Origin of the sequence: Brachybacterium sp. YJGR34, from assembly GCF_003347015.1 — a bacterium.
In the GTDB taxonomy this organism is placed as follows: Bacteria; Actinomycetota; Actinomycetes; order Actinomycetales; family Dermabacteraceae; genus Brachybacterium.
In genome coordinates, this window is record NZ_PNFB01000025.1 from 37,956 (window position 1) to 58,390 (window position 20,435).

General features: G+C 69.3%; 26 protein-coding genes. 8 read left to right on the forward strand and 18 right to left on the reverse strand.

From position 1 onward, the window contains the following. Window position 1: 1 nt before the first annotated feature. From CXH06_RS16495 to CXH06_RS16510, 4 genes are read left to right on the forward strand one after another with little or no spacing between them, the layout of a single operon-like run. On the forward strand, window positions 2–2,500 hold the full coding sequence (locus CXH06_RS16495; RefSeq protein WP_114856291.1) for an ATP-binding protein: 2,499 nt from the start codon (window positions 2–4) through the stop codon (window positions 2,498–2,500). Next, window positions 2,493–4,646 (forward strand): hypothetical protein, encoded by a 2,154-nt coding sequence (locus CXH06_RS16500; RefSeq protein WP_157975792.1) that lies wholly within the window; start codon window positions 2,493–2,495, stop codon window positions 4,644–4,646. Before CXH06_RS16495 ends, CXH06_RS16500 begins: the two co-directional genes overlap by 8 nt. Window positions 4,647–4,669: 23 nt before the next feature. Further along, complete coding sequence (locus CXH06_RS16505; protein ID WP_114856293.1) at window positions 4,670–5,938, forward strand: hypothetical protein; 1,269 nt, start codon at window positions 4,670–4,672, stop codon at window positions 5,936–5,938. 25 nt (window positions 5,939–5,963) lie between these two features. After that, window positions 5,964–6,839, forward strand: a complete 876-nt coding sequence (locus CXH06_RS16510; protein WP_157975793.1) for a hypothetical protein — start codon at window positions 5,964–5,966, stop codon at window positions 6,837–6,839. A 128-nt stretch (window positions 6,840–6,967) separates the two neighbouring features. Here CXH06_RS16510 and CXH06_RS16515 read toward each other — a convergent pair whose 3' ends face one another. Continuing rightward, complete coding sequence (locus tag CXH06_RS16515; RefSeq protein WP_114856295.1) at window positions 6,968–7,216, reverse strand: hypothetical protein; 249 nt, start codon at window positions 7,214–7,216, stop codon at window positions 6,968–6,970. Between the two features lie 443 nt (window positions 7,217–7,659). Between CXH06_RS16515 and CXH06_RS16520 the strand changes: the two genes are divergently transcribed. The 4 genes from CXH06_RS16520 to CXH06_RS16535 are packed head-to-tail and all read left to right on the forward strand — an operon-like array spanning window position 7,660 to window position 11,380. Next, the gene (locus CXH06_RS16520; protein ID WP_114856296.1) at window positions 7,660–9,741 is read left to right on the forward strand and encodes an FtsK/SpoIIIE domain-containing protein; all 2,082 of its coding nucleotides are present in this window, start codon (window positions 7,660–7,662) and stop codon (window positions 9,739–9,741) included. Window positions 9,742–9,792: 51 nt separating this feature from the next. Beyond that, the gene (locus CXH06_RS16525; protein ID WP_114856297.1) at window positions 9,793–10,395 is read left to right on the forward strand and encodes an exonuclease domain-containing protein; all 603 of its coding nucleotides are present in this window, start codon (window positions 9,793–9,795) and stop codon (window positions 10,393–10,395) included. Next, the gene (locus tag CXH06_RS16530) at window positions 10,392–11,111 is read left to right on the forward strand and encodes an HNH endonuclease family protein (RefSeq protein ID WP_114856298.1); all 720 of its coding nucleotides are present in this window, start codon (window positions 10,392–10,394) and stop codon (window positions 11,109–11,111) included. The genes CXH06_RS16525 and CXH06_RS16530 overlap by 4 nt, the downstream gene beginning before the upstream one ends. Then, the gene (locus tag CXH06_RS16535; protein ID WP_114856299.1) at window positions 11,111–11,380 is read left to right on the forward strand and encodes a hypothetical protein; all 270 of its coding nucleotides are present in this window, start codon (window positions 11,111–11,113) and stop codon (window positions 11,378–11,380) included. The genes CXH06_RS16530 and CXH06_RS16535 overlap by 1 nt, the downstream gene beginning before the upstream one ends. On the opposite strand, the gene CXH06_RS16540 is transcribed toward CXH06_RS16535, so the two are convergent. From CXH06_RS16540 to CXH06_RS16620, 17 genes are all read right to left on the reverse strand, one after another. After that, window positions 11,371–12,180 carry a hypothetical protein gene (locus CXH06_RS16540; protein ID WP_114856300.1) on the reverse strand — a complete coding sequence of 270 codons (810 nt, stop codon included), beginning with the start codon at window positions 12,178–12,180 and terminating at the stop codon, window positions 11,371–11,373. The two genes, CXH06_RS16535 and CXH06_RS16540, sit on opposite strands and share 10 nt — an antisense overlap. A 108-nt stretch (window positions 12,181–12,288) precedes the next feature. Next, a complete protein-coding gene (locus CXH06_RS16545; protein ID WP_114856301.1) occupies window positions 12,289–12,537 on the reverse strand; it encodes a glutaredoxin family protein in 249 nt (82 codons plus the stop codon). Window positions 12,538–12,691: 154 nt separating this feature from the next. Next, the gene (locus tag CXH06_RS16550; protein ID WP_114856302.1) at window positions 12,692–12,937 is read right to left on the reverse strand and encodes an AlpA family transcriptional regulator; all 246 of its coding nucleotides are present in this window, start codon (window positions 12,935–12,937) and stop codon (window positions 12,692–12,694) included. Between the two features lie 66 nt (window positions 12,938–13,003). Continuing rightward, window positions 13,004–13,825: an endonuclease domain-containing protein gene (locus tag CXH06_RS16555; RefSeq protein WP_114856303.1), complete on the reverse strand. Its 822-nt coding sequence runs from the start codon at window positions 13,823–13,825 to the stop codon at window positions 13,004–13,006. 34 nt (window positions 13,826–13,859) lie between these two features. Then, entirely contained in the window at window positions 13,860–14,180 is a 321-nt protein-coding gene (locus CXH06_RS16560; RefSeq protein WP_114856304.1) for a hypothetical protein, read from the reverse strand. A 228-nt stretch (window positions 14,181–14,408) separates the two neighbouring features. Continuing rightward, the gene (locus tag CXH06_RS16565) at window positions 14,409–14,753 is read right to left on the reverse strand and encodes a hypothetical protein (protein ID WP_114856305.1); all 345 of its coding nucleotides are present in this window, start codon (window positions 14,751–14,753) and stop codon (window positions 14,409–14,411) included. A gap of 58 nt (window positions 14,754–14,811) precedes the next feature. Beyond that, window positions 14,812–15,207, reverse strand: coding sequence for a DUF3846 domain-containing protein (locus tag CXH06_RS16570; RefSeq protein ID WP_114856306.1), 396 nt, complete (start codon window positions 15,205–15,207; stop codon window positions 14,812–14,814). 150 nt (window positions 15,208–15,357) lie between these two features. Beyond that, complete coding sequence (locus tag CXH06_RS16575) at window positions 15,358–15,600, reverse strand: hypothetical protein (protein ID WP_114856307.1); 243 nt, start codon at window positions 15,598–15,600, stop codon at window positions 15,358–15,360. Further along, window positions 15,597–15,977: a hypothetical protein gene (locus tag CXH06_RS16580; RefSeq protein WP_114856308.1), complete on the reverse strand. Its 381-nt coding sequence runs from the start codon at window positions 15,975–15,977 to the stop codon at window positions 15,597–15,599. The genes CXH06_RS16575 and CXH06_RS16580 overlap by 4 nt, the downstream gene beginning before the upstream one ends. Window positions 15,978–15,991: 14 nt before the next feature. Beyond that, window positions 15,992–16,219, reverse strand: a complete 228-nt coding sequence (locus tag CXH06_RS16585; protein WP_114856309.1) for a hypothetical protein — start codon at window positions 16,217–16,219, stop codon at window positions 15,992–15,994. 55 nt (window positions 16,220–16,274) lie between these two features. Then, on the reverse strand, window positions 16,275–16,658 hold the full coding sequence (locus tag CXH06_RS16590; RefSeq protein WP_114856310.1) for a hypothetical protein: 384 nt from the start codon (window positions 16,656–16,658) through the stop codon (window positions 16,275–16,277). Window positions 16,659–16,779: 121 nt separating this feature from the next. Further along, window positions 16,780–17,433, reverse strand: coding sequence for a hypothetical protein (locus CXH06_RS16595; protein WP_114856311.1), 654 nt, complete (start codon window positions 17,431–17,433; stop codon window positions 16,780–16,782). A 2-nt stretch (window positions 17,434–17,435) separates the two neighbouring features. Then, complete coding sequence (locus CXH06_RS16600) at window positions 17,436–17,687, reverse strand: hypothetical protein (protein WP_114856312.1); 252 nt, start codon at window positions 17,685–17,687, stop codon at window positions 17,436–17,438. A gap of 2 nt (window positions 17,688–17,689) precedes the next feature. Continuing rightward, the gene (locus CXH06_RS16605) at window positions 17,690–18,076 is read right to left on the reverse strand and encodes a hypothetical protein (protein ID WP_114856313.1); all 387 of its coding nucleotides are present in this window, start codon (window positions 18,074–18,076) and stop codon (window positions 17,690–17,692) included. 174 nt (window positions 18,077–18,250) lie between these two features. Next, window positions 18,251–18,544, reverse strand: coding sequence for a hypothetical protein (locus CXH06_RS16610; RefSeq protein WP_114856314.1), 294 nt, complete (start codon window positions 18,542–18,544; stop codon window positions 18,251–18,253). Between the two features lie 143 nt (window positions 18,545–18,687). Next, complete coding sequence (locus CXH06_RS16615) at window positions 18,688–19,617, reverse strand: DUF3560 domain-containing protein (RefSeq protein WP_114856315.1); 930 nt, start codon at window positions 19,615–19,617, stop codon at window positions 18,688–18,690. Then, window positions 19,614–20,123 (reverse strand): hypothetical protein, encoded by a 510-nt coding sequence (locus CXH06_RS16620; RefSeq protein WP_114856316.1) that lies wholly within the window; start codon window positions 20,121–20,123, stop codon window positions 19,614–19,616. Before CXH06_RS16620 ends, CXH06_RS16615 begins: the two co-directional genes overlap by 4 nt. Window positions 20,124–20,435: the final 312 nt, after the last annotated feature.

Genomic DNA, 20,435 nt, shown 5'->3' on the forward strand with positions numbered 1-20,435 from the left:
CATGCTCCACCCCGCTTCGATTCGCGCAGGGCATCTGATGTGGACCCGCCAGGGCACCTGCTGGGCCATCTGGCAGCTCGAGGGCATGTCCTACGGGATGCGCCCGGTCAAGGAGAAGGCAGCTGCGCGTGCGGCTCACCAGGCGATGTTCCGTGTCCTCACGGGGGAGTCGATGCTCCTGAGCGTCGTCGTCGCCCAGGACCCCGTGAGCATCGTGCAGCGCATGATCGAGGACGTCGACCTCGAGGAGCGCGAGGCGTGGGCCGAGGAGGCCGAAGCCCGCCTCGACCACCTCGAGGGAACTCAGGCCGGGGACCGTCTCTACTTCCTGTGTGTGCCGCTGCCCAACTCCGGGATCCGCAAGATCACCGTCCCCGCGAAGGCGGCGACCCAGAACGTGAAAGCGCATCTGGGGCTCCCCCACTACGGAGTCACCCAGCAGGAGATCACGTATCGCATGGGACAGGCCTCGCGCGTTGAGGCGATGATCCCCAAGACGTTCTCCCCTCGACGCTCGAGCGTCGCGCAGCAGGTGTGGCTGGACTACCACCTCCAGTACCGCGGCATCGACGCCACCGCGTTCACCCACGAGGACTTCGAGAGCCTGGTGCCAGCTCGCCACATCGGTGAGCCCGTCATCGACGAAGGCGGAAAGTCGGACGAGCAGACCAAGGCGTCCAAGCTCAACCCCTTCTCCCACCGGTATGTGAAGATCGGCGACGAGGAGATGTTCTCGCAGGACATGGCCTCCTACCAGTCCATGTTCGCGCTGACCGGGCTGCCCGCGGGAGGTCTCGCGTGGCCGGGCTCGGAGATCCTCGGCGACATCGACTCCTACGTCCCCGGGGCCGACTGGGTCCTGCGGATGCGGTCGCGCTCCTCCGACGCCGCCAAGCGGGCGAACCGCACCGCGATGGCCAGGATCAACGACCAGCTGGACCAGCGCGCGAACGAGGTCGGAACGGGTCAGCACGACCTGGACGCCGCCGTGGACGCGCTCACCGCCCTCGACGAGACCCTCGCCCACGACCCCAACGAGGTCGAGATTCAGCCCGTGATCCTGTTCGCGGTCTGCTCGGACAGTGCCGAGGACGTCACCCAGCGCTCCCGCGAAGCCGTCAAGATCCTCCAGGACCAGGATTTCTCCGTGCGTCACCCCGCCGGCTACCAGGAGGACCTCTGGTGGAGCTTCGTGCCCGGCGCCGCCCTGACGCCGAAGGTGAACGACTTCGCCCAGATCACCACCTCCCGCGACCTCGCCGGACTCGTGCCGATCACCGTCGCCAAGCTCGGCGACGACAATGGCGCCCTGCTCGCCGAGAACCAGACGTCGGGGCTGCTGTCGATGGTCCACCTCGATCTGCCCGGCATGCTCCGCCTGCGCGATAAGTCGGGCTGCATCGGCGTGACCGGAGACCTCGGCTCGGGGAAGTCCACCACCCTCAAGATCATCATCAAGGCGATCGTGGACTGCTGGGGCGGACAGATCATCGCCACTGACCGCTCCGAGACGGGCGAGTGGGTCTCCTACGTCAAGACGCTCACCAGGCCCACGGTCGTTGACCTCATCGAGCCGGATTTCTCCGTGGACCCCCTGCGCATGTTCGATCCCGACCGCGCAGCCACCGTCGCGAGCAACTTCCTGGTCACGCTCCTCAACGTCGACCCGACCGACGAGGAGGGCGTGCTGTTGGGCAACCTGCTGAGCCAGGACTACCTCGAGGACCACCAGCTCGAAGGCCTGGGCGCGCTGCTCCAGCACCTCACCGAGCTCGGCAAGGACGACGAGGTCGCCCGGAAGCTCGCGGGGCAGATGAACGTGTACGCCCGCAAGCCCTTCGCACGGGCGCTGTTCGACGACTCGCTCCCGCCGCTGCCCTGGCGGGAGTCCTCGGCGATCGTCATCCGCACCAACCGGGTCGAGATGCCGAAGACGAACGAGCTCGACAACCCGAATATCTACAAGACGATGCGCCTGGAGAAGCGGTTCGGCCGTGCGGCCTACACCCTGATCAGCACCCTCGCCCGCGTGATCTGTTTCGACGACCCCACACGGTTCGCCGCCTACATCGAGGACGAGGCGCACAACGCCACCGGCAACGACTTGCAGGTCGGTGAGATGACCACCTTCGTGCGCGACGGCCGAAAGCACTTCGCCGTGCTCGTCCTGGGCAGCCATGACCCCGAGGCTGACTTCGGCGACGAGACGATGCGAGGCCTGATCCCGATCCGGATCGTGCACCGCCAGGAGGACGAGACCCTCGCCAAGAAGTCCTTGCGCTGGCTGGGCATGGACGCTGAGGACGAGGACCTGGTCAACGAGCTCCGAACCGACACCTCCCCCCAGATCGGCAACCAGGTCCCGCGCGAGCGTCGAGGCGAGGCATACATGCGCGACGCCACCGGCACGATCGGCCGGATCCGCACACTGCTCCCTGCCGCCGCAGCCTCTCGAGAGGCCGCGAGCACCACCCCGAAGGCAGGCGTCACCCATGAGTGAAGCGCTCCCCAGGCTGCGCGAGTTGTTCATCCCGCACCACCTGCCCAACCTGATCCGAGCGATCCTCGCCCGGCCCCGACTGGTGATGTGGCTCCAGATCGCCCTGGTCGCCTACCTGATGATGTTCCTGGCGGCTCCGCCGGCGATGGCGGCGCCCCCGAACCCGCTCGAGGCCCTCGACCGCGCGGACTCCGCCGGCTACCAGATCAGCAACTACAACGTCGAGTACCTCATCGATCAGCTCTCCCTCGACGCCCCTGGTCAGAACATGACCGCATGGTTCGTGAAGTTCATCTGGGACGGCTACCGGTACGGGATCGGCGCTGCGGCACTCATCATCGATCTGGCCCTTGGCTTCGGCTGGCTCGACTACCTCACCTACCCCGTCGAGCAGACCGCGGAGGTCCTCGACAAGCTCCTCGACCAGATCCCTGCCGCCCGCGAGCTTCTGATCACCCTCGCCATCGGCTGGGGCATCACCCGCATGTGGCTCGGGCAGGCCGCACGCGGCCTCACCGACATGGTCGGAAGCATGGCCGCGTGGGGGATCAGCGCCGCCATCCTGGTCAACCCCGTCACCTGGCTCACCGGCCCCGAGGGCGTCCTGCCAAAGACCAAGGAGGCCGGCCAGCAGTTCAGCGCCCAGCTGGTCGACCCCGACGCCGCCGCGGGCGCCGCCGACCCCGCCGACGCTGCCGGATCCCTCGCGCAGCAGATCGCCACCATCTTCGTCAGGAAGCCCCACCAGTTCGTCGCCTACGGCGGACTCTCCGACGGCGGGGGCTGCGAGCAGACCTACAACGACAACCTCACCAGCAGCGGCAAGGACCTCGCCAACGCCATGCTCAAGTGCTGGCCGGACGCCGAGAGCACCATCAAGAACCCCTCCACCGTGACGCTGCTGACCGCGGTGATCATCGCCGTCGGAGCTCTCATCCTGATCGGGATCGCCGTGCTGTGCTCGGCGGTCATCCTGTACGAGGTCGTCAACATCCTCATCGCCGGCATCCAGCTCGTCTGGGAGCTGTTCCGCGCGGTCGGACCGGGCGGCTCCTACCTCGGCCTGTTCGGGCAGGGCTGGAACGTCGTCGAGTCCATCCTCGCCATGTTGTTCGTGATCATGATCAACGCCCTCTATCTCGGGGTGGTGACGTACACCTTCACCAACTGGGAGGAGGAGATGATCACGATGTTCCTCATCGTCGACGTCATCCTCCTGGTCATGATCGCGGTGATCATCCGCACCAGGGCGAAGCTGCGCAAGCACTTCGAGCGGATGAAGGAGCGCACCCGCGCGAAGGGGAAGAACGCCCCGGTGCCGCAGCGGTTGCAGTCGATGGGTCGCGGAGGCTTCGCCGCAGGAGTGTCCACGGCCGCGGGCAGCAAGGTCGCGCACGTCGCAGGGCGCGCCGGATCCCGAGTGGCCCGCGGTGCTGTCGGGGTCGGACGCCGGGCCGGCGGTCTGGCGCTGGCGCCGGCCCGCGCTGCGACGCGCACCGTCTCGCGGCCGGGCTTCATGGCAGCACGGCTGGGCAGCGGGATGCTCCACAAGGCCGGGATCCACGACAAGGCCAGCCACCGCAAGATCCAGGGCGTCGCGCACTCCATGGGCGAGCGGAAGTGGCGGAAGAAGGAAGCGAAGAGGGCCGAGAAACGAGAGCTGCGGCAGGAGCGCCGGGTGCGCGGCAAGCACTGGACGTGGGCCGGCGGCACCAGAGATGTCGAGCAGCGCGCCACGGGGCAGGAACAGCATCTGTCGGCGGCCCCCGGCAGCCGTGGGAAGCGCCCCCAGCGCCGCTCCTCGGCACAGCCCGGGCCCGAGCAGGAGCCCCGCACGTCGCGGCGCAGGAGCTCGGCCCCCAGCTCGCGCCAGCAGGGCTCTACCGACACCGCCTCGCACCACGCGAACCCCGGCCCGGACGCCGCCAAGCGCAACGGTCGATCGCAGACCCCCGCCTCCCGCTCGGGCGAGAGGGCTACCCCGCAGCCCGGCCGCGGCCAGGCAGGCACCAGTGGCGGTACCGGATCTGCGAAGGACCGCCTGAACGCCAAGATGCGCAGTCGCGCGCGATCGACGGGCCCGCGCCCGCAGACGACCCGTCGCGTCCGTCAGGCGCGAGACCGCGCTCGCTCGTCGGCCGCATGACCCGCTGAGGGAGGTAGAGCCCCATGAAGAAGATCCTCGCGTGGGCCGTCGTCGGCGCCCTCGTGGCCGGTGCCGGCATCGTCGTCGGTGTCACGGCCGTGTTCTTCCAGTTCACGTCGATCTCCTCGAGCAGCTCTGACAGCCCGAATGCCGCGTGCACGGGCACCTCGGCCCAGGCCCTCTCGGTGGACACGTCGGCCCTCCCCGACGTCGCCGGCTACACGCCGGAGCAGCTCTCGGTCGCGGCCCAGATCATGAAAGCCGGCGAGGACCTGGGCCTGCCCGAGCGCGCTCAGCTGATCGGTCTCATGACGGCGATGCAGGAGTCCACGCTCCAGAATCTCGCCGGCGGAGATCGTGACTCCGTCGGGGCGTTCCAGCAGCGGCCCTCGCAGGGGTGGGGCACCGTCGAGCAGCTACGCGACCCGGCCTACGCCGCGACCGCGTTCTTCCGCGGGGTCGACACCTCCAGGACCGGGCACATCCCCGGTCTCATGGACATCGACGGCTGGGAGTCGATGAGCCTCACGCAGGCCGCCTCGGCCGTCCAGCTCCCGGCGGAGCAGTACGAGGGCGAGTACGCCAAGCACGAGAGCGAAGCACGCAAGCTGATGTCTGAGCTCGCGGGCGTGCCTGTCGGCCAGGCCAGCGGCAGTCTCACCGACACCAACCTCGGATGCAGCGCCCCCGTGAACGTCGCGGTGGGAGATCTCCCCACGCAGGAGCAGCTCACCCAGGACTCGGCCAACGTGGCGTGCCCGGAGGGCAGCACCGACCTCGGCGCTGCGACAGGCGGATACCAGGGCAAGCGGATCCCCATCCGTCTGTGCTCGATCACCGGCACCGTGTGCACCGGCAGCGACTGCCGCGCCGGCGAGCTCGACGGGAAGGCTCGCGGAGAGGTCGTCGTCAACTCTCTGGTCGCCCCTCACTTCATGAAGTGGCTTGAGGCGGTCCGCGCCGACGGCTACAACCCACAGTTCAGCTCCTCGTTCCGCAGCTGGGAGACGCAGGCATCGTTCTCTGGTGGAAACGTCGCTCGTGTCGGCTACAGCAACCATCAGATGGGTGCAGCCATAGACATTTCAGGGCTCCCTGGCGGATACAACCGGCATAACTGCTCCGGGTTCGCGGCAGACGGTTCATGCAAGTCCAATGCCCCCGCGTGGAGTTCTTATCACAAACACGGCGTTGAGAACGGGGCGCTATTTCATGACGAAGAGTTCTGGCACCTGGAATGGGTGATCACCAGGGCACCAGAGCGCGACGTCCCCTTCATCCCGGCGGCATGAGCGACCCAGAAAGCGAGCCCCTGTGATGCGAGTCAGCCTGAAAGCAATTCTGGTCGTCGCGGCAGCTGTTCTGGGCATCCTCGCCCTGGTGGTGTTCAACCCCGAGAACCGGCAGCAGCAGGAGACCCCGCAGCCCGGGGCCGCAGCACCCTCGGTGACGACGGGATCACCCCACCACGAACCCGCGACCGAGCAGACCGACTCGCCGGGACCCGCGGAGGTCCCTGCGGAGGTTCAGGCGTTCATCGACAGCTACGCCGACCCCGACGCCTCCGACGACGAGTGGGGCCAGTCCCTGGCACCGAACGTGACGCCGGCGCTGCTCGCCTCGCTGCTCTCGAGCGACCGCGAGCTCGCACGAACAGCAGGGCACGAGATCCTCGACGTCAGCGATGGCCGGGTGTCGGTGGGGACGAAGACGGACGTCTCCTACACCCTCGAGTACGCCCAGCTCGAGGACGACCACGAGCACGACGAGCACGAAGCGGTGGCCCATCCGATCGTCACGGGGATCGACTTCACGGACGCACCCGACGGCGCCGCACTGCCGCTGGGGACCGACGACGTCGAACAGGTCCGCGCACCCGTCCAGGAGGCGCTCACGGCCGTCGTGGCGCAGCCGGGCGGGCAGAGCGATGAAGACCGCGAGAAGCTGATCCGCGACACCTTCACCAGCCCGGAGAAGGCCCTGAGCCTCCCCCGCAGCGTCGACGACGGCGCCGCCGTCCGGATCGGCAACGCCCACGAGCTGGTACTCGCGGCCGAGGACGATCAGCTCGTGGTGCATGCGACCGTGCCCTACGCGCGCGACGGCGAGAGCACTCCCACCTGGACCACCGTGACGATCGAACTCACCCGGGACGACACTGGCGCCTGGACCCCCCAGGACGCCCACCTCTGAGGCAGGACATTCCTCGGGGCAAGTTCGCGAAAGCGCAGGTCAAGCACCAGGGCAAGAAGGCTCTACGATCCGTGATCGCGGGTCGAGCCGTCAGCTGACAAGGGCTGCGGGCAGCGCCTGAGCCGGGATCAGGCCTCCTCGAGCGGACCGTGCAGCGTGTACCGGGTGATCGTCGCGGACCCGGAGTCGTCCTCATCGAGCCACCACGTTGTGCCTGCTGCACCGCTGCTCTCGCGCACGGATTGCGGCTCCCCACGCCGTTCCCGGTAGACCTCCAGGGCATCTTCGTAGGTCGGGCACACCTTGTAGAGGTCGACCGTCGCATCAGGGGTCCCGAGGTTGCGGACCTCGAGGAGGGCGTAGACGTTGTGATCCATGGCCGCATCGTACGGCTGGCGATATCAGGGTGCCGATCGCTCTGCTCGACGGGTTCTGGAGGGCCCGGAGAGAGGGGGAAAGAGCTGGGGGAGAGTCTCTGGAGTGCGGGAGCGATGCTAGTCCAGCGATCCAGAACCTCTACGAGAACCATGTATCGCTGAGCCTAGCATGCGCGACCAAACGAGGTCCCGAACCTACGAACCTCCGAGGGCCCGAAGCCACGGGTCTGGGAACCTCCGAGGTCCCGAACCCACGAGGGTCCGAAGCTCCAGGGAGACGAGGTGACGAGCTCACGAAGCCGCGAGTCTCCGACTCTCCGAGGTGACGAGTGCACACCGGCGCAGGCCGACGAGCCGACACGGAACTTCTCCGCGGCGGTCACAACGACCCCCACCCGACGCGGTAAGAGAGTGACCCTCGTTCCAGACCTGGAGGACCTCTCATGACGCAAGCACCGGCGATCGATCGGAGACGAGCCGGCCGCTCGAGCTCCCCTCTGCCCCTGGGCACTCTCGGGGCCGGCGCGACCCTCATCGCCGGCGGCACCCTGATGATGAACGACGTCCCCTTGGTCGGCGCCGCCGCGTGCGTCGCCCCGCCCCTCGCCGTCGTGGGGTTCACTCAATGGCGAGGCGCCAAGCGAAGGCAGCTCCGGAGCGATCTCGTCGAGGGCCTCGTCCCGCTCATGGGGATCGGGGTGGAGGTCCGCTGCTCGCGCTGGGCCAAGCGCGAGTACATCCATCCCCGCCCGGGACGGATCGAGGTCCGCTACGCCGCCGCCTCCCGCGACTGGGACCCGAAGTGGATGCAGCAGCTGACGGCAACTGTGGAGGCGCGCGTGGGCGTCGACTACAAGGTCGAGAAGCACCAGAGCGCCCGCAAACGCGTGTACCTGATCCCCGCGATCAGTGAGGAGGAGATCACCGATGACTCCCCGCGTGCCGCTCTCGCACACAAGGCCGATGTGGTGATCCGCGAGCTGCTCGGCAAGGAATCCAGCGCCACCTATTCGTGGGGAGAGGGCGACTCCCTGAGCAGCATCCAGGTCGAATTCCCCAACGAGATCGCCGTCAAGCTCGTCAGCCGCATGAAGCGCCAGAGCGTTGAACGCGTCGTCACCGGCACCCTTCCCGGCCGCTGGCGCTCCTCCTGGGACATCGAGAATTCCACAGCGACCTTCCGGCTCCGCACGGAATTCCCCGCCGCCGTTCCCCACCCCAAAATCAACGTCACCGACGAGAATAGGTATCTCATCCCCAGCGCCGTCACCGAGGACGGCGACACCGTGTTCTGGGACCTGCGCTCCACGGACCCGCACGGTCTGACCACCGGACGGACGGGAACCGGCAAGACCGTCGTGCTCCTCGGGACCTGCATGGAGTTCGCCGGCCGCAACTGGGCGGTCTGGGTCGCGGACCCGAAGCGCGTCGAGTTCCTCGGGATCCGGAAGTGGCCCAACGTCCAGGTCGTCGCCACCACCGTCGAGGACCAGATCGCGATGATCTGGGACGCCTTCGAGCTCATGGAACACCGCTACCGCCTGATCGAGACGGCCGGCGCCGACGAGGACGACTTCGAGCCCCTGCTCGTGCTGGCCGACGAGTACACCGAGTTCCGCAGCGCCGTGAACGCCTGGTGGTCCGAGAACAAGCACAAGGGCGCCCCCAGCAAGTGCCCCATCTTCAACGCCGTCGGCTCGCTCGCACGACTCGCCCGCAAGGCCCGCATCCACCTGCGATTCGGGATGCAGCGCCCGGACGCGGAGCTGCTCTCCGGCGAGGTCCGCGACAACCTCGGCGACCGCCACTCGCTGGGCCGCCTCTCCCCGCAGGGCGCACAGATGATGTGGGAGGCCGCCTACATCGGCACGAGCGTCCCTCGGAAGATCCCCGGCCGCGGCACCGCCACCGGCCCCGACGGACAGCCGGCCGAGGCGCAGGCGTACTGGACGCCGGACCCCCGCAAGGTCGCCCGGTCCCGCAAGGCCGGCGACATCGAGATCCTCGAGGGCCTGTACCCGACCTCGACCACCCACAAGCGGTTCACCTACGAGATCGAGGACGAGGACTCGCCGACCTGGCTCGACGACAACGACAATCCGACGCTGTACACCCCATGGGCAGCCATCACCCAGGCACGTCGCGTGCCGAGCCCGGACGCTGACCAGCACCTCACCCTCGATGAGCTCCTGGACGACCTGAGCAGCGCTCGCGAAGCGGCAGCCGGCGAGACCTCCGCCCCGGCCCCGGAGCCGCGCGAGGACCGCCATCTCCAGCTCGTGCGCGAGGACGAGGAGCCCGACGACTACGGCCTCGTGCAGACCGTCTGCGCCGACCGACTGCGGCCGGGAGACCTGATCGACGTCGACGGCGACTGGGTCGTGGTCGAGGAGGCCGTCGCCGACCCTGACGAGGAGGGCATGATCTCGATCTCCTGGCGCTCCGACGATGACGACGCCGGTGAGCTGGCGCTGACCGCTGACGACATGCTGGAGGTGCGACGGATGACCGAGGAGAGCGACTGACCTGACACAGCCCGCCGCCCGCCATCCCCTTGACCGACCCCCGGAGACACCATGAACTTCCCTCAGCACCTCGCTCTCGATCCCGGCCTGCCCCTCGTCTTCGTCGACACGGAGACGACCATGTTGGAGCCGACCCCGAAGCCCTGGGAGATCGCGCTCATCAAGCGCACCCCCGGGCAGCTCGAGGACCGGTTCCACATCATGCTGCGCGACCCCGACCTGTCCGACGCGTCGCCCGACTCCCTGCGCGTCAACCGCTTCTACGAGAGGCACCCCCGCTGGACCGGATCCGCTGCCCCGTCGGACATCGCCGCCCTGCACCCGAGCCACGACGCCGCGCAGGCGGTCGAGATCTTCACCGCCGGCACCGTTCTTGTCGGCTCCAACCCCGACTTCGACGCCCGGGCCCTCGAATGGCTGCTCCGCCAGCACGGGCTACGGCCGCGCTGGCACCACCACACCATCAACCTGGTCACGTGGACCTACGCGCACCTCCTCGCACGGGGGGAATCGGTGAAGATCCCGACCTCCTCCTACGACCTCTCCCGCCGCGCGCACGTCGATCCTCCGGCTGCTGAGGAGGCCCACACCGCCATGGGCGATGCCCTCTGGACCGTGCGCTGGTGGGAGAGCCTGACGGAGGTCCAGCGATGAGCCGGCGCGGCGTAGGCGCACTCGGCGGCCTCGTGGTCCTGGTCCTCGCAGCCGGCGCCTACATGGCGCCCTCGGGGCTGGACGAGATCCTCCCGGACATCGCGCCCTCGGGCGGCAGCTCCCCGGCCTCGGCAGCCCAGGACGAGGACGTGGACGCAGACGCTCTCGCAGGCGCCTCGAGCGACCTTGACGCGCTCGCGATCGCCGAGCTCGGCCACGAGGACGGCTACGACCGGGACCTGTTCGGGCAGCGCTGGGCAGACATCGACCGCAATGGCTGCGACCAGCGCAACGACGCTCTGCGCGCCGGCGCCGTCGAGGTCACGACCAAGCCGGGGACCCACGGCTGCGTGGTGCTCGAGGCGACGATCGAGGACCCCTACACGGGCACCACGATCGACTTCGTCAAGGGCGAGAACACCGTGGACATCGACCACGTCGTGCCGCTCTCGCGTGCATGGCAGCAGGGAGCCTCCAGCTGGCCCGAGGAGCGCCGTGAGGAGTTCGCCAACACCTCGGGCAACCTCCTGGCGGTGGACGCCTCCGCGAACCGATCCAAGGGCGATCGAGGCCCGGAGGAGTGGATGCCTGACGCTGGCCGCTGCGGCTACGTCATCCAGTGGATCGATGTGAAGACCGAGTTCGAGCTCAGCGTCTCCGCGGAGGAGAAGTCCGCCCTCGAGGACGAGCTCGATGAGTGCGAAGGGAGCCTGTGATGGACAAGGACTGGGAGTTCGTGATCCTCGTGTTCGGCGGCCTGGTGGCCGCGGTGTTCCTGCTGCCGGCGCTTCTGCCCGAGCTTGTCGCTGGCGCGATCGCCAAGCTGCTCAGCTGGCAGGTCGTGGTGCCCTCAGCCGAGGCGCTGGTGTCGATCCCCACGACCGGGGTCGGATTCGACCTTCCTCGCCTGCTGGTGGGGGCCGGGGTGCTGCTGCTGGCGGTGTGTGCGGGGCGTGTCGCTATGACGCGCCGTGCTCAGGCCTGACGCTGCGCGCTGGGCCGACTGTCCCTCCACGCACGCACCTGCTGGCGGTCCCAGAGACGGGAGCGGCCGATCTTCCGCACCGACTCGGGGAAGTCCTTCGAGAAGTCGGTGTCGCGTCGCTGGTAGCGCGTGACGGTGTCGAGCTTGACGCCGAGCTCGGCGGCGACGCCGGCGCGGGTCAGCAGTCCCTCGACCTCGAGGGTGTCTCCCGCGGCCGCCTCGGCCACGGTCGACCGCATCCGCTGGCGCTTGTCCTGCCACGAGCGGATCTGCTGGAGACTGAACAGAGGGCGCGGCCCGGTGTACTTGACCGGCTTGGGGAAGTCCGCGTGACGGCCGAGGTAGGTCCTCATCGACCCGTAGCTGAGCTCGAGCTCGTCGGCGGCCTCTTGGAGGGAGACGAGCCGGTCGGACGGGTCGACCGGTGCGCCCTCCTCGTACCGTCGGACGGCTTCGGCGTCGTACACGTAGGAGTTCGCGCACATGCCGCAGCGCGCGACCGGGCTCGGGAAGTCGGCGTGCTTCGAGTGCTTCCAGAGCGTCGTCGCGGTGACGTCGAGATCGTCGGCGAGCACTGAGAGCGGCTGCACGGTGCGCGTCGTTCCGTCGGCCGTCGCCGATCCGTCGCCGGTCTCTTCCCAGCGCTGCACGGCGCCCAGGTCGTAGAGGAGACCGCTGCCGCACTTGCCGCAGCGCACCGCGGGCGCGGGGAACCCGTCGCGCTCGGCGTGCTTGCGCAGCGTGCGCACGGTGATGCCGACACGCTCAGCGATGGTGGCTAGGGGCTGGGGCTGGTCCAAGGGGGGATCTCCTCGTGGGGCACGAGAAAGCCCACCCTCCAGGAGGATTCATCTGTCAGAACGAAACCACGGTGGAGGGTGGGCCTCTCAAGGGTACAGGTCAGTAGGTCAGGATGCCTTCGACAGCTGAGGGGCGAGAGGCCGGATCTTGTCGAGTCGGACGCCATGGAAGTGGTCATCACCGATCATCCCGACAGGAAGTTCCGAGTAGCCCAGGCTCTTGACGAGAGCCAGGGCGTCGGCGTCTTGGGTGACGTCGATGTAGCGGTACGGGATGCCCTTGCGGCGGCAATACTTCACGAGCTGGTCGCAGCGAATGCAGTCGGGCTTGCCGTAGATGGTGAGCGTGTCGGTCATGGGGTGCTGCCCTTCCTTGGGAGAGGTGGTCACCCTGTTACCGCGTCTGAGGGGTGCTGTTGTGACACTCCCATGGGTACGAGATCAGGCGGTGGTCGACTCGCCGCCGGCGGTGGAGGCTCCTTTCCTGAGGGGTCGTCGTCCACCTGCAAGATTACGCGCTAGTTCCCTCAGTGTCAACATGTGGGCGGGCTGCTGCGTGGGCGCGCTCGATGTACGCCTCGATCTCGCTGAGCTCGACGCGCCACTGGCGCCGGCCGCCGACTTGGATCGCGCGCAGCTCGCCGGACCGCACCAGCGCGTAGGCCTGCGAGGAGGAGATCGAGAACATCTCCGCCACCTCGCTCAGCGGGACGAACCGTCGACCGAGAACCGGGTGCGGTGGGGGAGAGGAGTCCATGTGCCCAGCGAAGCCGCTCGACGAGGCCGCAGCAAGTCAGGGTCGTGAGATGTGGAGAGCCGGCGACTACCGGGCCGGGGGCTTCGGACGGTGTCGGGGGTAGCGGATCCCGGCGGGGGCCGGCGGGTTGTTGAGGTACTCCGCGAAGGGGCAGCCGCTGAGGTGCGGGCAGGAGTCCACGGCAACGTTGCACGGCGTGCACAGCAGCCCGCGCACCATGCCCGTCACGTGATCGTGGTCGATGACCGTGGAGAGCTGCTTGTGGCAGGCCCCGCAGGAGAGCCCTTGCATGTTCCGCAGCTCGTCGACGATGCGCGCCATGCGCGGGGTCCGGTGGGTGTGGGCCACGGGGTCTGTGCCCCATCGTCGGTCCTCGGGCTCGCAGCGCAGGTTCTCGGGTACGGCCTCCGGCCGCAAGCTCAGGCGGTCCCGTCGTAGCCGCACTGGGGCTCGGTGGGTGCCTCCTCGGTCGCAGGTGCCCATGCGTCCGTCGCTGCGCAGGTGGTAGAGGCCGTCCTCGCCCTCCTTGGCGTGGTCGCGGGTCCTGCTCGGTGCGCCGGAGCGGCGCGGGACCCCGCAGGCGAGCAGCGAGAGCCGCGCGATCTGGTGCTCCCTGCTCAGGTCGGGGTCGAGGAGGTCCGGGTAGCGGCCGAGCCCGTAGCCGGCTGCCGGCAGCAGGGTCGCGATCCGGTGAGCGGGGAGATCTTCGAGGGACGTGATCGGGACATCGCCGCGCCGGGCGTGAACTCGAGCGTCGCCGAGCTCGAGGAGCTGTGCAACGGCCCGGGGTGGCAGCGCGTAGCAGGAGGCGAGGGCGTCCATCGTGAGGCCGCGATGCCGGTGCACCCAGGCGACTCCGGGAGCGAGCTTGTGGAGGCCCTGCCTCATGGCGCGTTCTCTCGGGCGCTGCGGCGCTGTCGGATCATCGGGCGTCCTCGATCATGAAGCCGAGGACGGTGATGTTCTCGGGGCTGGCTGCTGCGCCGAGCCGGGTGATCGTCGGGGGCTGGCGACGGCGCCTGGGGTGCGGGGTGATGTAGCCGAGCTCGTAGATCACGTTGGTGGTCAGCTTCTTGACGCCGATGACCTGACTTTCGGGGAGCGGGTCGAGGGTGCTGTGCGCCTGGACCCATGTTCCGATGGGCAGCTGAGGGAGCTGGGTGGCCGGAATCCTGGGCAGATCGAACCGCCGGGGGTCGGAGGTCTGGGTGCGCCGGCGCTTGGCCGGCTTCTTCTTCCACATGGCGGGAGCCTCTCGTGAGGGAACAGTCGGGGGGGGGGTGGGGGGCACACTCCCCCATGTCCTGCTACAGGACACTTTTGCTGTTGTTCGGGGCGACGTCGGTGTCGCTGGTGGGTGGTGGGCGGCTCCTCCTTCCTGGCATGCTCCTAGCTTACGGGCGGACATACTCACTGTCAACACTAAAGCGGAAACTTCTTCGGATGGTCTCCGGTCCGCCGGTGCATGGGGTCAGGTGTGCAGCAGGGCGAGGACCTCCTCGGCGAGGTCGCGCGGGCAGGGGTTGTCGCCGTCGCAGCGTTCGTCGTGGGGATGGCGCGCGTACGCGTCGAGGTGCTCGCGAACACGGGTGATGCTCGCGCGGAGCGCGGCGGCGTGCTCGACGAGATCCCGTGCGACGTCGTCCATGGTCGGCTGCCAGGTGCGGATCTGGTGGCGGCCGAACGTCGGATGGCAGGCGACGTGCGGGCCGTCATGGCCAGCGGCACGGGTGCAGTGGAACTCGCCGAGGTGGGCGAGGAAGCCGGGGCACTGCGGGGTGGTCGCCGCGGCGCAGTACGGGCAGGGAGTGGCCATTGTGGGCTCCTCTGGGAGGGAGGGCCCCGGGGAGGCTCCCCGGGGGTCCTCGGATCGGTCAGAGCTGGGCGAGGCGGGCGAGGACGCCGAAGCGCTCGGAGACCCGATCGGAAGCCCTGAGGATCTCGTCGCGCACCTCGGCGGCCTGGTCTGCGGTGAGGCCAACGGTGTCGCCGGTCTCGGTGTTGAAGCCGGAGATGACCGCGGTGCCGATGATCGGGGTGCCCGCGTAGGCGCTGGCGATGAAGTTCAGCCGTCCGTCGTTGGTGTTCGCCTCGTCGTCGGTCCAGACGGTGATGTGCTCGCTGCGAGTGTGGCCGGGAGCGTCGAGGAGGTCCACGGTGATGCCCTCGGTGCTGAGAGCCCGGAGCAGCTGCGGGCGGCTCGGGGCGGTCCCGTCGTAGCCGAGGGTCTCGATCTCGCCGGTGGTGGTGATCTGGATCAGGTGCGACATGGTGTCCTCCGTGGTGTGGTGCTTCGTTCTGACCCTTCTGAGTATTCCAGCGCGCCACCCCACTGTCAACAGCAAAGCGGAAATCTGTTGCTACGGGGATGCAGCGGCGGCGGCGACCGTAGGAGGGTCGCCGCCGCCGGGGTGGGGTGGTCAGTGGGTGTAGTGGGCGTCGCCCTCTTCGTCGTGCAGGGCGTGCGAGTCCGTCCAGGCCTGTGCCACGGTCTCCTCGCCGAGCGCGGCGAGGAGGTCCGTCAGCGCGTCCAGCTCGGAGCAGGTGAGCGTGCCGGACAGGTCGTCGATGAGCATGCCGTCCGCCCATCTCTGCGCGAACTCGTGCAGAGCGATCGCTAGGGTGCAGCCGTCGTCGGTGAGGGCCGGTCGCGTGGCGGTCATGCGCAGTCCAGCGCGGGGCGGTCGGGGTAGGAGATCCGCACGCATCCGGCGTCGGGCATGCCGAAGTCCTGGACCGGCTGCCACGAGGGTTCGAGGTGCTCGGTCAGCTCGGGGTCGTAGGTCAGGAACCCGCCGTAGTAGTAGATCCCGTCGTCGTCGTACATGCGGAAGCGCACGCGGTGCTGGCCCGGCTTCTGGACGGCCTCGCAGAGGCTCTCGTGGGCGTCGGCGGGGCCGAGGGTGCCGACGCGGCTGGGGACGACGCCGTCGGTGTTGATCTGGTCCTCGGTGATGGTCCAGGCGTACCCGGCGGCGTCGGGCTGGGTGGCGCGCTGCTCGGCGGTGAGGGTCATCTCGCCGCGGCGGTGGGTGCTCATGGTGGTCCTCTCGGTCAGGCGGGCGTGACGGGGATGTAGGCGCGGGGCGAGTAGTCGATGGGGACGGGGCCGGAGGCCTCGGTGTAGATCAGGACGCGGCGGCGGAAGTTGAAGTCGATCCCCTCCTCGACCTTCGTGATGATCGAGGGGGCCTCGCCGGGGAGGGTGTGGGAGTCGCCCGGCTTGGCGAGCGAGGCGAGCAGGAAGTCGTGGCGGGTGGCGGGAAGGTCGGCGTGGGTCATGGGGCTCCGTTCGGGAGGGGAGGGGCGATGTGTCGCCCCTCCCCTGGGGTGTCGGTCAGGGCTGGCGGAGGGCCCAGCGGTGCAGGCTGCGGAAGTTGCCCTCCAGGCGGGCTCCGAAACTGCGGACCACGTCGGCGAGGTCCCAGGTCTCGCCGCCGTCGGCGGCGGCCACGAGCGCGGCGACGGGGACCCGGTAGAACCCGTCGAGGTAGACGGTGCACACCTCGAAGGGGTCTGCGTCGGTGGGGGCGTGCCCCACTCCCTCGGTGCCGGTGATGGCGTAGCGCGGGCCGTCGCCCTCGCCGCGGTCGATCAGCCACGTCTGCTCGGGCTGGATCTTGTCGGCGTCGAGGCCGAGGTGGGCGCCGATCGCGGTGCGCAGCGCGTGATCAGGGATGAGGGTGGCCGTGATGCCGCGGGTACGGGTGCTGGTGTCCATGGTGTCCTCCGTGGTGGGGGGCTTCGTCCTGACCCCTCAGAGTCTGCCCGCTACGCGCGTCAGTGTCAACACCAAACCGGAAATCAATCTGTGGGTGGACGGTCCTCGGCTGGCTGGTGGTTCAGCGCGGGCCCTCGTCGTCGGTGGTGAGGGGGACGCCGAGGGCCTCGGCCAGGCCGTAGGCCACGGAGAAGCACGCATCGTTCTCCCAGCTCTCGGGCGGCTGTGCGCGCAGGGGGCCCAGCAGGTCCTCGATCTCGCCGAGCATCTCGGCGGGGTCCTTCGGGCCCGCAGGGGCGGCCTGGGGCGGGCCGTCGCTGGGGGGTTCCTCGTCCTGGTCGGGGACGTCCCAGGCGGGCTCGGGGAACCAGTTCGTGTCGATCTCGTCGAACTCCAGGTCGAAGCGTTCACAGATCTCGGCGGCCTGGTGCGGGGTGACCTCGGGGAGGTAGGCGGCGAGCATCTCCACGGCCCGCTCGGTGAAGGAGAAGTTGTCCTCCATCTCCCATTCAGGGGTCGCCCGGAGGCGCAGAACGGGGGTCATCAGTTCGTCGAGGATCCGGCGGAGCCCATGGGTGTCGGCGAGCAGCTCGGCGACGGCCCGACGGGTCAGGGCGTCGGGGCCGGTGGCCGTGTCGGCCTCGGTTGCCGCGGCCTCGGCGGCGCTCGCGAGGTCGAGTGCCCACGTGGTGCGCGCGTCGTCGTAGGCGCTCAGCAGGTGCGCAGGGATCTCTCCGTCGGGGTACTGGGCCCGGAACTCGGCGTAGGTGGTCATGGTCAACGCTCCGTGTGCAGGTCGAGGCGGATGGTGTCGGTGTGGGGGATGACGTGCACGGTGTGCCCGCCGTCGGGGTCCCGGGAGACGTGGACGGTGGCGACGGTGGTCCCCTCGTCGTCGTCGAAGTCGACGTTGCCGATGTCCTCGGCCTCGCCGTGGCGCATCACCTGGAGGACCTCGGCCCGGCTGCGCTGCCAGAGCGCGGGCTCGGCCCGCTCGCCGGTGTCGTAGGGCGTGAGGATCTCGGCCACGATCAGCCCTCCGTCCGGTCGTGGACGGGGGTCGCGCCGTAGATCGGCTCCAGGCCGATCTGGGCGTAGTAGTCGGCGATCCTGGAGTCCCCGGTGGCGAAGTTCCCGCCCGCCATGTACCAGCGCCCGCCGATCGGCTCGCCGTCGGCGGTGACGGGCACGAGGTGGGCAGTGGGGGTGCTCCTGTTCCGGCGGAGGGCGACGGCGGGGGCGGTGTCGGTCGCGGGGTGGAGGCGCGACCGCTCGGGGCTGGGGGCGAAGGTGCCGAACTCGTCGATCGTGCCGATGATCGTCAGCTCGGCGTGGTGGGAGGTGATGCCGTTGGCTGTGGCGTCCATGCCGTTGGCGCAGCGGTAGACGTTCATCGTGAGGCCGTAGTGGGTGCTCATGGTGTCCTCTCGGGGTCAGCGGGTCTCGTCGTCCTCGCCCCAGTAGGCGAGGTGCTCGTCGAAGTCCTGGGCGCGGTTCTCGAAGTGCTGGGGGTCGAGGTCGGGCTCGTCGTCGTACATGGCGGGGTCCTTCCGGAGGGGGCGGGGCCGGAGTCGGCCCCGCCCGGGGTGCGGTCAGCTCTGGTCGCGGAGGGCCTCGTCGAGGGCGTCCTCGATGTACTCCCGCAGCAGCGCCGTCTGGTGGAACGTGGGGCGGATGCCGAGGCGCAGCTCGTTGAGGATCTGCTGGGTGAGGTCGCGGGCGCGGCTTCCGCGGGGGAGCTCGTCCCGGCAGAGGATCAGGGCGTCGCGGGCGCTGTTGCGGTCCTGGAGGCGGAGGAAGAAGCGGGCGGTCTGGAGGTCGTCGATGGCCTGCTCGAGGCGGGTGGGCAGGTCGGCGGCGAGGGTGGCGGTGCCGGTGGTGTTCATGAGGTCCTCCGTGGTGCGGTGTTTCGTTCTGACCTCTCCGAGTCTGCCCGCTACGCACCTCACTGTCAACATCAAACCGGAAATTAGTTGGTTGGGAGGTCCGGCGGAGGCGGGGTCTGGTGGTCACCCGCCCCCGCCGGAGATCAGTCCGCGTCCGGTCCGGGGCGGAGCGCGGTCACCTGGTGGCGCTGGGCGCGGATGGAGCACCCGCCGGATTCGAGCGTGAGGGTCTTGGTGTTGGCGCGCTTGATGCGCCACCAGGTGCCGCCGCGGACCTGCACGAGGTCCCCGGCCTTCGCGGCGCTGGTGTCCAGGACCTTGCCGTCGGCGATCTGCTGGGCACGGACGCCCTCCCAGTAGGCGATCTGCTCGCGCAGCTGCTCCATGCGGGGCGTGTCCGCGAGGTCCTCGTGGGAGACCTCGGCGATGACGGCGGGGCCGCTGGCGACCGTGTACCCGGGCCGCTGCTGGCGCTCCAGCTTCCGCAGCTCGGCGCGGAGCTTGTCGAGGCGGTTCGCGGTGGTCGAGGGGTGCTCGGGACGGGTGTTGACCCGGGCGGCGTTGGCCTTCCGCTCCGCCTCGCGCGCGGCCTCCCCGGCGTCGATCGCCTTGCGCATGTTCGTGTGGATCTTCGCGGCGTCCCGCCGGGCCCGGCCCTCGGAGTGGTGGCCGACCAGGATCGGCTGGCCGAAGGGGATGCCCGAGCTGATCTGATCGGCCGCGGCGTGGTGGGCGTCCGCGGCGGACTGGTGCCGGGCGGCCTTGGCGTCGAGGGCCGCGGCCCGATCGGCCGCCCGAGCGGCCTTGTCCGCCTCGACCTCGGCCGTGGGCCGGGCGGTGTTGTCCACCTCGATCTCGACCTCGAACCCGGCTTCGCGCAGCTGGCTGGCGGTGGCCTCGATCTGCCAGCTGCGGGCGTCATGGTCCCGGGAGCTGGGGATGTACCAGCTGCCGAGGTTGCGGGACCAGCGCCACCGGTTGGCCTTGAGCGCGTCCGCGGACCCGTCCCCGCGGCTCGTGCCGTCGATGAGGGTTCCCTCGGTGTGGGTGTGGGTGATGGTCAGGGTGGTCATCGCTGAACCTCCGGGGTGGACGGGCGCGCGGCGAGCCGCCGCATGGCGAACTGGAACAGGGGGTTGCCGGTGGCGCGGATGAGGTTCACGCGTCCGGCTTCGTTGCAGCGCTCCAGGACGCCTCTGGGGGCGTGGGGGCACGTGAGGGCGGCCCAGAGCAGGTAGGTGATCCTGACGTCCTCCAGGGCCTCCCTGGGGGCCTCTGAGGGCGTGCTCTCGGAGAAGTCCGAGTAGATGGAGAGCCGGCGGCACACCCGGTAGACCTGCGAGCTGCGGTGAGTCTGCGGGGGAGCGGCGAGGTACTGCGCCATCTGCTCGGCGGAGTCCTCGGCGTCCGGGTCGATCCCGGCGGCCCAGTAGTGGAACGCGGGAAGCCCGTTGCGCGGGTCCTCGGTGAGGAATGAGTGCGTGATCCGGAGGTCAGCCTCAGCGGGGGGACGGGGCTCCAGCACCTGCTGGAGCACTCTGTGGATGGCCCGGGTGTCCGGGGAGGGGGCGGTGGACATGAGTCCTCCTGTGGTGGGTGTTTCGTTCTGACAGTTACCCACCGTAGGCCCGGCCACGCCTAGTGTCAACACCAAAGCGGAAACATGAGAGTACGAACCTACGAGATTACGAGACTACGAACCTACGAGAACACAGGGGAGGATCCGGCCGAACCCGAAAGACCAGGTCAACGCCTAATCCAGACTCCACCCGTCACCACCCACTTACCGGCACCCGGCACCGGCGCGCAGCGCCGGAGCACGGACGCCGACCGCCCCGCCCTGGCGGGGCGCAGGAAGAGCCAGGCGCAGCCTGGCTCCCCCGGCCGCCGG